Raw genomic sequence first — 12,949 nt, 5'->3', positions numbered from 1 at the left:
AACATGACATTGCCGATCACCGCTCTTACCGCCGCGATCTGCGCGATCATGCTGCTCGCCACCGCAATCGCCACCGTCGCTGCGCGCTTCCGCACCCAGGCCTCGTTCGGCGATGCCGACGACCAGGGGCTGATCAGTTCCAGCCGCTCGCACGGCAACCTTGCCGAACACGCGCCCTTGTTCGTGATCCTGATCGGGCTGCTGGAGATGGCCAATGCCAGCCACTGGCCGCTGACCGCGCTCGCGGTGCTGTTCCTGGGCGCCCGCGCCGCGCACATCATCGGGCTGCACCAGCCGCAGGGTCCAGGCAAGCCGCCCAAGCTGCGCGCGCTGGGTGTGGTGGGCACCTGGATCGCCTATGCCGCCGCGATCGGATGGACGCTGTTTCTGGTGGTGACGGTGAACGGGTGAAGCGCCGCCTCCCCCCTCCCGCTTACGGGAGGGGGGAGGGTTTACCCCAACACCTCGTCGACCCATTGCGGCACCAGCAGCGACGCCGGGCCGTGGCGTGATTCGTGGAAGAAATGGCTGCCCTGGCTGGGCTCTAGGTTGAGCTCGAGTGTCCGCGCGCCGCGCGCGCGCGCCTCGCGGACCAGCCCGGCGGCGGGATAGACCGCGCCCGAGGTGCCGATCGAGACGAACAGGTCGCAAGCGCCCACCGCCTCGTAGATCCGCTCCATCTCGTACGGCATCTCGCCGAACCAGACGATGTCGGGACGCAGCTGCCCCGGCGTGCCGCATTCAGGGCAGGTAGGCCGATCGATCAGCGTTCCGCGCCAGCCTGGCCGCGCGTCGCACGCCAGACACCAGGCGGTCAGGTGTGTCCCGTGCATGTGCAGCAGCCGGCTCGCGCCCGCGCGCTCGTGCAGGTCGTCGACATTCTGCGTCACGATCAGCAGCTCGCCCGGCCATGCCGCATCGAGCCGGGCCAGCGCCTCGTGCGCAGGATTGGGCTGCTTGGTCTGGATCGATTCGCGGCGCATGTCATAGAAGCGCAGCACCAGATCGGGGTCGCGCGCGAACGCCTCGGGGGTGGCGACATCCTCCACCCGGTGCTGCTCCCACAACCCGCCTTCCGCGCGGAAGGTATCGATGCCGCTCTCGGCGCTCACGCCGGCGCCGGTGAGGATGACGATGCTGGGAATCTTTGCCATAGCGGGCGCAATACGGCATGGACCGGCCTGGATACAAGCAAGAGCAGGAACGCGATGACGCGCATCGGAATTATCGGCAATGCAGGCCGCATGGGACAGGCGCTGGCGACGGCGATTGCGGATGCAGGTGCCAGCGTCTCGGGCGGGATCGACAAGGGCGGCGATCCGCTCAGCCTGGCGGCAGAAAGCGACATCCTGGTCGATTTCTCCTCTCCGCAAGCGCTGGAAGCCAATCTGGAGGCAGCCGTCGCTGCGAACATCCCGATCGTCATCGGCACCACCGGCCTCGAGGAACGCCACCACTGGCTGATCGACACCGCCGCCGACCGGATCGCGGTGCTGCAGACCGGGAACACCTCGCTGGGGGTCACTTTGCTCGCGCATCTGGTGCACGAGGCGGCGTTGAGGTTGGGCGAGGACTGGGACATCGAGATCGCCGAGATGCACCACCGCCACAAGGTCGATGCCCCCTCGGGCACCGCGTTGCTGCTCGGCGAGGCAGCCGCCAAGGCGCGGGGCATTGATCTGGCTTGCGACAGCGAGCGCGGCCGTGACGGCGTCACCGGCGCGCGGGCTCGCGGCGCGATCGGCTTTGCCAGCTTGCGCGGCGGATCGGTGGCGGGCGACCACACCGTGTACCTCGCCAGCGACGACGAGCGCATCGAACTGACCCATCGTGCCGAAAACCGCATGGTGTTTGCGCGCGGCGCGGTAAAGGCGTGCCTGTGGCTGCACGACAAGCCAGCGGGCCGCTATACCATGCCGCAGGTGCTGGGGCTGGCTTGACGGCACGCCAACGCCCGACTAAACGTGTATTATACATACAACACAGCGGGGAACGGCATGGCATTCAATCCGGAAGCGGCAACCAAGGCCTATATCGACGGGCTGGGGGCAGAGGCGCTTGCCAAGTCTGCGGCCTATACCATGGATGGCCACTGGATGATCCTGTGGGGGCTGCTGGTCTCGGCGCTGGCGACCGTCATTCTGGTCAAGCTGGGGGTCACCGACCGGATCTGGGCGAAGCTCGAAAAGCGCGGCTGGGCGCTGCGCACCTTTGCCACTGCCGCAGGGCTGTTCATCGTCTCGGCGATCATCACCCTGCCCTGGAACATCTGGGCCGAATGGGGCCACGAGCGGATGTATGACCGCACCCAGCAGCCGCTGTCCGATTTCCTGATGCAGGATGCCATCGGCATGACCATCGCCACCATCGGCGGCGGGCTGTTCTTCCTGGGCATCTATGCGCTGATCCGCCGTACCGGCAAGCGCTGGTGGCTGTGGTCGGGCGGCTTTTCGGCGGTGGTCGTGTCGGTCATGCTGCTGCTCTCGCCGACGCTGATCGAGCCGCTGTTCAACGATTACAAGCCGATCCCCGCCGGCCCGGTGCGCGATGCCGTGCTGGAAATGGCCAAGCAGGTCGATATCCCCGAGGACCGCATCTTCATCTATGACGGTTCGCGCCAGTCGAACAATTTCACCGCCAATGTCTCGGGCGTGGGTAGCGCGGCGCGGATCGCGATCTCGGATGTCGCGCTCAAGCAGGCCTCATTGGACGAGGTCCGCGCGGTCACGGGGCATGAGATCGGTCATTACGTGCTCGGCCATGTCTGGCGCTCGGTGCTGGTGATGAGCGTGCTGGCGATGCTGTTCTTCTTCCTGGCCGACCGGCTGTTTGCACGGTTCGCACGGGCATTCGGCAGCAAAGCAACCGAGATCGGCGATCCGCGCGGCTTGCCGGTGTTCCTGTTCGTGCTGTCGTTCCTCGGCGTGTTCGCGGTGCCGGTGGCCAACAGCCTCACCCGGATCAGCGAGAGCGAGGCCGACGCCTATTCGCTGCAGATGGTGAACCTTCCCGACGCGCTCTCCGGCGCGCTCGTCAAGACCGCCGAGTACCGCTACCCGCGCCCGCACCCGGTGCAGGAGGCTTTGTTCTATTCGCACCCCTCGGTCGAACGCCGCGTGGCGCGCGCGATGGAGTGGAAGGCCAAGAATCCGCCGGGACCCCCGCCTGCGGCTTCCGCCAACCCCTGATGCGCACCATCGGGCTGCTTGGCGGGATGAGCTGGGAGAGCTCGGCGCAGTATTACCGGCTGATCAACCAGGAAACACAGCGGCGGCTGGGCGGAACGCACAGCGCGCCCAGCGTGATGGTGTCGGTGGACTTCGCCGAGATCGAGGCGCTGCAGCATGCGGGCGAATGGGACGCGCTGACCGACGCGATGATCGACGCCGCGCTGCAGGCCGAGCGCGGCGGCGCGCAGCTGCTGGTGATCTGCACCAACACCATGCACCGGATGGCCGAGGCGGTGCAGGACGCGGTTGCCATTCCGCTGCTGCACATCGCCGATCCCGTTGGCCGCGCGATCGCCGCGCAGGGTCTAACAAAGGTGGGCCTGCTGGGGACCGCCTTCACCATGGAGCAGCCATTCCTGCGCGAGCGGCTGCAGCGCAATTACGGCCTTGAGGTGATCACCCCGGACAGCCAGGATCGCAGCGACGTGCACCGCATCATCTACGACGAGCTGGTGCGAGGGGTGGTCACCGAGCCATCGCGCGCGACCTATCGCGCGATCATGCAACGGCTGGCCGATCAGGGCGCGCAGGCGATCATCCTGGGCTGTACCGAGATCATGCTGCTGGTCGGGCAGGAGGACAGCGCGGTGCCGCTGTTCGACACCACCACGCTGCATGCGCTTGCAGCGGTGGAGGCAGCTCTGGCAGAAGGCGGCGCATGAACAAGGCCGATACCTTCGAATTCTACCGCCGCCTCGCGGAAGCCAACCCCGCGCCGGTGACCGAGCTGGAATATGGCAACCATTTCCAGCTGCTGGTCGCTGTTGTGCTCTCGGCGCAGGCGACCGATGTCGGGGTCAACAAGGCGACGCGCGCCTTGTTCGAGGTCGTCAAGACGCCCGCGCAGATGGTCGAACTCGGCGAGGATGGGCTGAAGGCGCACATCAAGACCATCGGGCTGTTCAATGCCAAGGCGGCCAATGTCATCGCGCTGTCGCAGGCGCTGATCGAGCGGCACGACGGCGAGGTGCCTAACGATCGCGACGCGCTCACCGCTTTGCCCGGGGTCGGGCGCAAGACCGCCAATGTCGTGCTCAACGCCGCGTTCGGCGCCGAGACCTTCGCGGTCGACACCCACATCTTTCGCGTCGGCAACCGCACCGGGCTGGCGCCAGGGCGCACCGTGCTCGATGTCGAACGCGCGCTCGACAAGGGCACGCCGGGGCCGTTCCGCGTGCATGGTCATCACTGGCTGATCCTTCACGGCCGCTATATCTGCAAGGCGCGCTGCCCCGAATGCTGGCGCTGCCCGGTCGCCGATCTGTGCCGGTTCAAGCCCAAGCCCGACGGGCCGGACGCGCCTACGCCCAAAGCCGCGCTCAAACACCGCGCCAACAAGCCCGCGCCCGCGCGCAAGAAGCGGGTGAAGGTGGTGAAGGCCGTCGAGATCATAGATCCCCAAGCGTGAACAGGTTCCCCTGCGCAGGCAGGGGCCCATCTCCTGCAAGTGCGTTCGATGCAACGGTAGCTTGGCGAAGGAACCGTCAGGTGATGGGCCCCTGCCTTCGCAGGGGAACAACTTGGTGGTGCTTCGGCTCGACAACACCGCCTCAATGAGCCAGCGTGGCGCAATGACCCGCTTGAACACCCCGCTCGCCCTTGTTCCGTTGCTGCTCGCGCTCGCCGGTTGCACCACCACCCCGCCCGCCGATGACCCGCAGGCCGCGTTCCTCGCCAACCTCTCGCAGCATTGCGGCAAGGCCTATGCCGGGCGGCTGGTGAGCAACGATACCGCCGATGCCGATCTCGCGGGCAAGCCGATGGTCATCCATTTCCGCGCCTGCGCGCCCGACCGGATGGAAATCCCCTTCCATGTCGGCACCGAAGACGGCGGCTGGAACCGCTCGCGCACCTGGATCATCACCCGGACAGGGACGGGCCTCCGCCTCAAGCACGACCACCGGCACGAGGATGGCAGCATCGACAAGGTCACGCAATATGGCGGCGACACCGCCACCGCTGGCACACCCGGCCAGCAGACGTTCCCGGTCGATGCCGAAAGCATCGCGATGTTCCGCGCACAGGGGCTCACCGGGTCGGTGACCAACAGCTGGATCGTGGACATCGACGCGCGCACCTATGCCTACGCTCTGCGCCGCCCCGACGGGCCAACCGCGCGCAATTTTCGCGTGGAGTTCGACCTCACCCAACCCATCGCCCCGCCGCCTGCGCCCTGGGGCTGGTAGCTAGGGCTGACGCCGACTTTCGAAGGTTTTTCAGTCACTTTTATCGCGACCTGCCGCAATGGGCCGTATGACGATCATAGCAGATGGTAGCTATGGCATGCTTGCGGGCGTAAGCGGTAATTCCATTACCGACCCCATGCCGGTCATACAGTGCGCGATACTTAACCACTTGATATTGGTCGACAGTTAAACTTACTATGTCGGCAATATGACGCAGGTGTGGAAGCCTCTGTTGCGCGGGTTGCTGTGGGTTCTGTTAGTTCCTGCTGCCGTTTTCGCGTTCATGATGTTGGTGGCTGGCCTGACTTTTGGCTTCGCACTGTGGTCTGCTCGCGATCCGCTGCCGACAGTGCTCTGGCTTGCAACGCTGGCATTGCCGATTATCATCGTTGTGGTGCTGAATGGTTCTCAGCGGTCGATGCGGGAACTGCTGTTTTCTGCCGTCGCTTGCTGGGGCTTCGTGGCATGGTATCTATTGTCGCTAACACGCTGACGACGGTCCGCTCTCTGCTATGTGCGCCCGAAAGGTGCCGGACCGAAATGCACCCACAAACGGTCGCTCTCGATGCATTGGTAACTCTCTAAGTCCGGCCAGGCAGCTATCGGATCGATTCTGCCGAAGTCGGCACTATGTTGCAGACCCCTTGGCGGGTAGCCCGCTTTTTCTGTCATCCCGGGCTTGACCCAGGGTCTTAATTCCAAGCGGCGCACATGATCGCTCTGGGCCCCGGATCAAGTCCGGGGTGACGATGACGGGTGGGGCAGCTTCCACCCCAATTGTCGCCATTCACGCTGTTTGCAAATTTCCCCAATTGCGGACATCGCCGAAAACTGCGGCGCCTGATGCCTTGTCTCCCATAGCGCGCCTGCAAATCGGGCGTCTGCGATCCTCGCGAATTGTCGCGCTTTGCACGGCGTTTAGCGCTATAGCCGCGCTCCGGGCGCTGCGCCTGGACAAGGAACAAACCATGGCAAAAGGCCAGAAGAAGACCAATCGCGAGACCCGCAAGCCCAAGGCCGAGAAGCCCAAGCCGCAGAACGCATCGAACCCGTCGACCAAGCCCGGCGGCTTGTCGATCGTCACGCTGAAGAGCTGAGACGACGCATATGACCGCCAGCGACAGCGACGACTATGTCTATGACGAAGCGACCGGCGAATGGGCCGCCCCCGGCGATCTGACTATCGCGCCGTCCGAAGACGAGGCGGTCGAGGTGCGCGATTCGGCAGGCACCCTGCTCGCCGATGGCGACCAGGTGACGTTGATCAAGGACCTCAAGGTCAAGGGTGCGGGCCAGACATTGAAGCGCGGCACCGTGATCAAGTCGATCCGGCTGACCGGCGACGCGCAGGAGATCGATTGCCGGTTCGACGGCATCAAGGGTCTGGTGCTGCGCGCCGAGTTCGTCCGCAAGCGCTGACGCTGATGCCGCGCCAGTCCGCTGTCCGCACCGGATTTCGCTGGCTGCTGGCGCTGATCTATTTTGCCGCAGGCGTCATCCACATCCGCTCGCCGGGCGGCTTCCTGGCGATCACGCCCGGCTGGGTGCCGTTTCCTGACGAAGTGGTCTTCCTGACGGGCGTTGCCGAGATCGCAGGCGCGATCGGGCTGATGGTACCGCGGCTCCGCTTTGCCGCAGGGATCGGGCTTGCGCTTTATGCATTGTGCGTGTGGCCCGCCAACATCAACCACGCGGTCAATGACATCGCGGTGGGCGGGCGGACGCTGCCTTGGGCCTATCACGCCCCGCGCCTGCTGCTGCAGCCGGTGATCATCTGGTGGGCGCTTTGGGTGGGCGGCGTCACCGACTGGCCGTTCCGGCGCGAACAAAACATGCCGTAACGGCAATTGATCTGCCCGGCACTTTGCGCCACTAGGCGAATCCAGTGACAGCGGCGCCCGGCCATCATGCCGGGCAAGAGCCCTGCATCAAGGTGTGGGGACGGATGATGAACGCGAGCGAGCCTGTGCCTTCCCCGTCGCGCGAGCCTTCGACCGCGCATCTCGGCTGGGCCGCGCGCGCGCTGTATGCACTGATGATGTTCATCTATCGCCGTCACCGGTTTACGGCGGTCGGCACCCCGCCGCCCGAGCGCCGCTACATCATCATCGCGGTGCCGCACACCAGCAACTGGGACTTCCCCAATTACATGGGCGTCACCCGCGAATTGGGGCTCGAGACGCATTTCATGGCCAAGACATCGCTGTTCCGCTGGCCGTTTCACACGTTCATGCGGCAGATGGGCGGGGTCCCGGTCGATCGCAGCGCTGCGGGCGACATGGTGCAGCAGATGATCGCCGAGTTCGCCGCGCGCGAGGACTTCATCCTGACGATCGCGCCCGAAGGCACGCGCAAGGCGGTGACCGCATGGCGCACCGGCTTTTACCGGATCGCCTATGGCGCGGGCGTGCCGATCGTCTGCGGGTTCATGGATTATGGCAACCGCCGCGCAGGGCTTGGACCGGTGATCCACCCGACCGGCGATTACGAGAAGGACATGGCCCCCGCATTCGCCTTTTACGCGGCGATGGCGGGGCGCAATGCGGTGCATTCAGCCCCGAAGGGCTAAGCGCCCCAAGCCTGATGTGTCAGGCGTCAGGCCAGACGCATCAGTCCTGATGCGCCAGATCGGGGCGGCCAAGATCACCCTGCCCCACCGTGCTGCTCGCCATTTCGAGCATCCGGTCGAGCGACTTCTTCGCGTCGAGGCGCAGCGCCTCGTCGAGCTCGATCCGCGGCTCCAGATCGCGCAGCGCAACGTAGAGCTTTTCCATCGTGTTGAGCGCCATATACGGGCAGATGTTACAGTTGCAATTGCCATCCGCACCCGGCGCGCCGATGAAGGTCTTTTCGGGAACCGCTTTTTCCATCTGGTGGATGATGTGCGGCTCGGTCGCGACGATCACGGTGTCGCTGGTGGTTTCCTTGGCGAATTTCAGGATCGCGCTGGTCGATCCCACCATGTCGGCATGATCGAGGATGTGCGCGGGGCATTCGGGGTGCGCGGCGACAGGCGCATCGGGATGTTGCGCCTTGAGCTTCAACAGCTCGGTCTCGCTGAATGCCTCGTGGACGATGCACACGCCGGGCCACAGCAGCATCTCGCGGCCCAATTTGCGCACCAGATAGCCGCCCAGATGCTTGTCGGGGCCGAAGATGATCTTCTGGTCCGCCGGGATCTGGCTGAGGATCTTTTCCGCAGACGACGAGGTCACGATGATGTCGCTCAATGCCTTCACCGCCGCCGAGCAGTTGATATAGGTGAGCGCAATGTGATCGGGGTGCTCGGCACGGAACGCGGCGAACTTGTCGGGCGGGCAGCTGTCTTCCAGACTGCAACCGGCGTCCATGTCGGGAAGGATGACGATCTTGTCGGGGCTGAGGATCTTGGCGGTTTCGGCCATGAACTTCACGCCGCAGAACGCGATCACGTCTGCATCGGTCTCGGCCGCGATCCGCGACAGCTCGAGCGAATCGCCGACGAAATCGGCGATGTCCTGGATTTCGGGCTTCTGGTAGTAATGCGCCAGAATGACCGCGTTCCTCTCCTTGCGCAGCCGGTCGATTTCGGCGCGCAGATCCAGGCCGGACAGGTTCTCACGGGGTTGGGCGGTCATTGCAGATTGGCTCCCTGGTTGGCAATTCGCACGGTCACTACAGCATCTTGTATGCCTGCGCCGCTCAAATACGCACGCGCATTGCGCTCGACGGCATCGCGCGCGCTGGCGCGGGCGATCGCCACCAGCGATTCGTTGCGCGCCAGCGTCTGCGCCTGTTTGAGCGCGGCGGCGGAGTTGGCCTTGAACAGACGCTCCACGCTCGCCCCGGTGACCCACAGCCCGTCGCGATAATAGCGCGCCTGCTGCTCCTGAAGGTTGGGCGGCTGGATCATCACCGGCGGCACGGTGATTGTCATCTGCCGTTCGGTCTCGTTCCATGCGACAGAATCGGGGCCCATCTTCGCCATGTTCACCGAATAGCTCACGGTGGCCGGGATGATCGCGGTCTGCTCGGCATCGAACATGCCGATAAAGCCGGGGTCCTTGTTGGTGACCACGGGCACCACCTGCGCGACCAGCACGACCAGCTGGTTGCGCCGCTCGAACCCGGCGAGCATCGCTTCGGCCGACACCACATTGTCGTCCTCGATCAGCCCCGACGCCAGCCAGGTGCCGCCAGCGCCCAGCGCGAGCGCGCCTGCAAACAGCAGGCCGGCAGTACTGCCCTTAATCGCCATGGATCAGCGCCCAGACGTCGCCTTCGTGGCGGACCGCGCCGCGGTTTTTCAGATCGATCAGATGCGCGAGCACCGAACGGCCCGCCGCGCCGTACAGGCGTTCATCGATGCCCTTGTACATCTGCGGTACCATGTCGGGGATGGCCTGCGGGCCTGCCTCGAGCTGGCGCAGCACCTGCCGCTCGCGCTGCTTGCGGTGGCCCATCATGCCGCGCACCAATTGGGCCGGGTTCTCGACCGCAGGACCGTGCGCGGGATAATAGACGCGGTCGGAGCGCTCCTGCAATTTGGCGAGGCTCGCCATATAATCGGCCATGTCGCCATCAGGCGGCGAGATCACGCTGGTCGACCAGCCCATGACATGGTCGCCGGTGAACAGCGCGCCGCTTTCGACCAGAGCCAGGCACAGATGGTTGCTGGTGTGCCCCGGGGTTGCGACGGCCTGCAATGTCCAGCCATCGCCCGAAACGCTTTCGCCATCGGCCAGCACGCGGTCGGGCGCGTAGGTGGTATCGAACGCCTCGTCGGAGCGCGGGCCGTCGTCGCTGAGCATCAGCGCTGCGCAGCCGATGATCGGCGCGCCGGTGCGCGCCGCGAGCGGCGCTGCGGCGGGGCTGTGGTCGCGATGAGTGTGGGTGCACATGATCGCGGCGATGCGCGCATCGCCGACGGTCGCCAGGATCGCCTCGATATGCGCAGGGTCCGCCGGACCCGGATCGATCACCGCGACATCTGCGCCCTTGCCCACGACATAGGTCTGGGTGCCGGTATAGGTGAACGCGGACGGGTTGCCCGCGAGCACGCGGCGCACCATCGGTTCGATGGTCTCGGCAAGGCCGGTCGGAAGATCAGCAGGCAGTTCCATCGCGCCTAAGTGGCATTGATCGCCCCAAAGCGAAAGGGGCGGCGCAATATTTGCGCTGCCCCCGCTCGCCGCAACGGGCTGCGATCAGTTGCGTTCGGCAGGCGGCGCCGGCGGAACAGGCGGCGCAGGCATGGCGCGCATGTCGCGGCGGGCGTCTTCGAGATCCCGGTGCAGATCGCGCCGCGCCTCGGCAAGATCGGCGCGCAGCTCGCGCATTCCTTCGTCCAGGCCGCGCAATGCCTCGGCACGCTCGGCATCGCTCAGATACTTGTTGCGGCGGATTTCGGCACGCGCGGCGGCCATGCCACGGCGGGCTTCTGCCATGCCCCTTTCGATGTTGGCGGCCATCTCCGCTTCATCGGGCATCACCTGGCCGCAGGTAACCACCTTTGTACGCGTGACCCTGCCGTCCCGGGTTTCGGTCTGGGTCATGAACGCGGCCGATTTGGACTTGCCGTCGCAGGCCTTGGTCTGGATGCGCAGGCTGTGCCCCTTGCCCATCTCCACCACGTAATTGTCGGGCGATCCGGTGCGCACGATCATGCGCTGTGCGCGGTCCATGGCGTGCGCGCGGTTGCGCTCGGCCCTGTCGCGCACGGCAGCACGTGCCTCGGTGGCAGCCGCTCTGGCATCGGCTGCGGCGATCGCCCGGTCGGCCTCGGCGATGGCCCGGTCGCCTTGCGCCACCGCACGCGCCGCCTCGGCATCATCGACCCGGCGCTCGATTTCGTCGCGATCGGTCGGCCCGTCCATCCGCAGGGTGATGGCGTTGCCGCCGCGCTTGACGGTGTAGATGTAGACCCCGTCCTTGATCACCGGAGTGATCGGCGCATCCGGAGCGGCGGGAGCCTCGGGCATTCCCCATGCGTCCAGACCGTCCGGAGCATCCGGAGCGTCGGGCACAACGGGCGCACGCGGCGATTGCGGTGCATCGGGAGCCTCGGGCACCTGGGGCGGCGAGACCGGCTGCACGGCATAGCTGACCGTGGCGGTCATCGCCATCGCGGTAATCAGACCGCTGCCGATCAGCGTGCCGCCCAGCCATTTGCGGGTGCGCGATGTGTCCTGCTGTTTCATGATCTTGAGACGCTCGACGATCTTTTCCTTGGGGTTGAGCGGGCTGGCGAATGCCAATGTGTGGCCGGTCGCCGCCTTGGCGATGGCGCGGGCATAAGCGGTGCGCTCGGCCGACGAGCGGCGGCGCAGCACACGGGCATCGCAGGCAGCTTCCTGATCGAAGCGGAACGCGCGCCATGCCATCCACGCGACGGGGTTGAACCAGTGCAGCGACAGCATCGCGAGCGCGGCAAAGTTCGCCCACAGGTCGCCCGCCCGGTGATGCGAGCGCTCATGCGCCAGCGCCAGTTCGCGCTCCATCGGGTTGTACGCCTGGGTAAAGCCGATCGGCAGCGCGATGTACCGCCGCCACAGCCCGAAGGCGAAGGGTCCGGCGATCCCGGCGATCTCGATCACGCGAATGTCGTCCATCCGCGAGACCTCGACCGCATCCTCGAGCAGTTCGCGCCGGTTCTGCAGATAGGCGGACAGCTGCGCGATCAGGAATATCGCCGCACCGCATAGCCAGATGGTGACACAGATCGCAAACCAGTCGGCATCGACCAGCAAGCCATTGGCGAACGCTGGCTCGGGCATCGCATCGACCGGGCTTGCGATGTCGGCGACCGGCATCGCCATCGCGGCGGTGCCCGGCATGTCCTGCGCAGATGGCGCGCTCACCGGAACCTCGATCGTCTGCACCACCGGCGGCATGAACAGCCGCGCAAGCGGGATAGCCCACAGCAGATAGGCGATCTCCGCGCCGAAATGCCGCGCGACGGGTCGCCGCAGCACCAGCACCAGCGCCATCAGCGCTGCGGTGACGATCAACGTTTCGACCAGCCACTGCCCGGTCACGCCATGCGCGAAATCCTGCAGCCACGCACTCACCTGCCCATCCCCGATCATGACTTCAACTCCCCGATCAGCCGCTCGATTTCGGCCAAATCCTCCGCCGTGAATTTCTGCTGTTCGGCCAGATGCGCAATAAGCGGGGCGGCACGGCCGCCAAAAAGCCGATCGACCAACCGCCGTGATTCATCGCCGACATAATCCTCGCGCGCCAGAATCGGGCTGTAGAGATAGCGGCGGCCGTCCTGTTCGTAGGAAACCGCACCCTTGTTCGCGAGCCGCGAGAGCAATGTCTTGACCGTCTGCAGCGTCCAGTCGCGCGCATCGGCGAGCGCTTCGGCAACATCGGCTGCGGTCAAGGGGGATCGCTGCCACAGCACCTCCATCACCGCATGTTCGGCATCGCTGATACGTTCGGGGGCCATGAATCGGGTCTCTCTGCAACAGTTCGACCACGGGTGTAATCGATTCGACTACGCCTGTAAACGGCAAAGTGCGATTTCTCCCCGATCGCGCCGGGTCT

At 65.5% G+C, this 12,949-nt stretch carries 17 protein-coding genes; 11 read left to right on the top strand and 6 right to left on the bottom strand.

Going from position 1 to position 12,949, the window contains the following annotated elements; all coding sequences use genetic code 11:
* Positions 1-3: 3 nt before the first annotated feature.
* Positions 4-411 carry an MAPEG family protein gene (locus B5J99_RS07260; RefSeq protein WP_117352013.1) on the top strand — a complete coding sequence of 136 codons (408 nt, stop codon included), beginning with the start codon at positions 4-6 and terminating at the stop codon, positions 409-411.
* Positions 412-452: 41 nt separating this feature from the next.
* Here the strand turns inward: B5J99_RS07260 and B5J99_RS07255 are convergent, their stop codons facing one another.
* The gene (locus tag B5J99_RS07255) at positions 453-1,154 is read right to left on the bottom strand and encodes an NAD-dependent deacylase (protein WP_117352012.1); all 702 of its coding nucleotides are present in this window, start codon (positions 1,152-1,154) and stop codon (positions 453-455) included.
* 54 nt (positions 1,155-1,208) lie between these two features.
* Here B5J99_RS07255 and dapB point away from each other — a divergent pair, with 54 nt between their 5' ends.
* From dapB to B5J99_RS07210, 10 genes are all read left to right on the top strand, one after another.
* Entirely contained in the window at positions 1,209-1,940 is a 732-nt protein-coding gene (gene dapB / locus B5J99_RS07250; protein WP_117352011.1) for a 4-hydroxy-tetrahydrodipicolinate reductase, read from the top strand.
* Positions 1,941-1,997: 57 nt separating this feature from the next.
* Positions 1,998-3,188 carry a M48 family metallopeptidase gene (locus tag B5J99_RS07245; RefSeq protein WP_117352010.1) on the top strand — a complete coding sequence of 397 codons (1,191 nt, stop codon included), beginning with the start codon at positions 1,998-2,000 and terminating at the stop codon, positions 3,186-3,188.
* Positions 3,188-3,892: an aspartate/glutamate racemase family protein gene (locus B5J99_RS07240; RefSeq protein ID WP_117352009.1), complete on the top strand. Its 705-nt coding sequence runs from the start codon at positions 3,188-3,190 to the stop codon at positions 3,890-3,892. The genes B5J99_RS07245 and B5J99_RS07240 overlap by 1 nt, the downstream gene beginning before the upstream one ends.
* Positions 3,889-4,638, top strand: a complete 750-nt coding sequence (gene nth, locus B5J99_RS07235; protein ID WP_117352008.1) for an endonuclease III — start codon at positions 3,889-3,891, stop codon at positions 4,636-4,638. The genes B5J99_RS07240 and nth overlap by 4 nt, the downstream gene beginning before the upstream one ends.
* A gap of 163 nt (positions 4,639-4,801) precedes the next feature.
* A complete protein-coding gene (locus tag B5J99_RS07230) occupies positions 4,802-5,416 on the top strand; it encodes a hypothetical protein (RefSeq protein ID WP_117353396.1) in 615 nt (204 codons plus the stop codon).
* Positions 5,417-5,624: 208 nt separating this feature from the next.
* Positions 5,625-5,909: a hypothetical protein gene (locus B5J99_RS07225; RefSeq protein WP_069051288.1), complete on the top strand. Its 285-nt coding sequence runs from the start codon at positions 5,625-5,627 to the stop codon at positions 5,907-5,909.
* A gap of 475 nt (positions 5,910-6,384) precedes the next feature.
* Positions 6,385-6,513: a hypothetical protein gene (locus B5J99_RS19975; protein ID WP_255352559.1), complete on the top strand. Its 129-nt coding sequence runs from the start codon at positions 6,385-6,387 to the stop codon at positions 6,511-6,513.
* Between the two features lie 10 nt (positions 6,514-6,523).
* Complete coding sequence (locus tag B5J99_RS07220; RefSeq protein ID WP_117352007.1) at positions 6,524-6,835, top strand: alkylphosphonate utilization protein; 312 nt, start codon at positions 6,524-6,526, stop codon at positions 6,833-6,835.
* A 5-nt stretch (positions 6,836-6,840) separates the two neighbouring features.
* Complete coding sequence (locus B5J99_RS07215) at positions 6,841-7,257, top strand: DoxX family protein (RefSeq protein WP_211337886.1); 417 nt, start codon at positions 6,841-6,843, stop codon at positions 7,255-7,257.
* Positions 7,258-7,301: 44 nt separating this feature from the next.
* A complete protein-coding gene (locus B5J99_RS07210; RefSeq protein WP_245991780.1) occupies positions 7,302-7,985 on the top strand; it encodes a lysophospholipid acyltransferase family protein in 684 nt (227 codons plus the stop codon).
* Between the two features lie 40 nt (positions 7,986-8,025).
* Here B5J99_RS07210 and nadA read toward each other — a convergent pair whose 3' ends face one another.
* The 5 genes from nadA to B5J99_RS07185 all read right to left on the bottom strand — a co-directional run bounded on the left by nadA (position 8,026) and on the right by B5J99_RS07185 (position 12,851).
* Positions 8,026-9,033: a quinolinate synthase NadA gene (nadA, locus tag B5J99_RS07205; protein ID WP_054136428.1), complete on the bottom strand. Its 1,008-nt coding sequence runs from the start codon at positions 9,031-9,033 to the stop codon at positions 8,026-8,028.
* Positions 9,030-9,653, bottom strand: coding sequence for a DUF4230 domain-containing protein (locus B5J99_RS07200; RefSeq protein ID WP_069051283.1), 624 nt, complete (start codon positions 9,651-9,653; stop codon positions 9,030-9,032). The genes nadA and B5J99_RS07200 overlap by 4 nt, the downstream gene beginning before the upstream one ends.
* A complete protein-coding gene (locus tag B5J99_RS07195) occupies positions 9,643-10,518 on the bottom strand; it encodes an MBL fold metallo-hydrolase (RefSeq protein ID WP_117352005.1) in 876 nt (291 codons plus the stop codon). Before B5J99_RS07195 ends, B5J99_RS07200 begins: the two co-directional genes overlap by 11 nt.
* Positions 10,519-10,602: 84 nt before the next feature.
* Positions 10,603-12,483, bottom strand: a complete 1,881-nt coding sequence (locus B5J99_RS07190; RefSeq protein ID WP_117352004.1) for a M56 family metallopeptidase — start codon at positions 12,481-12,483, stop codon at positions 10,603-10,605.
* A complete protein-coding gene (locus tag B5J99_RS07185) occupies positions 12,480-12,851 on the bottom strand; it encodes a BlaI/MecI/CopY family transcriptional regulator (protein WP_054136432.1) in 372 nt (123 codons plus the stop codon). Before B5J99_RS07185 ends, B5J99_RS07190 begins: the two co-directional genes overlap by 4 nt.
* Between the last annotated feature and the right edge of the window lie 98 nt (positions 12,852-12,949).

The organism is Blastomonas fulva (assembly GCF_003431825.1).
GTDB lineage: Bacteria > Pseudomonadota > Alphaproteobacteria > Sphingomonadales > Sphingomonadaceae > Blastomonas > Blastomonas fulva.
Note: the sequence above shows the minus strand (reverse complement) of the source record. Positions and strands in the feature narration are given on the sequence as shown.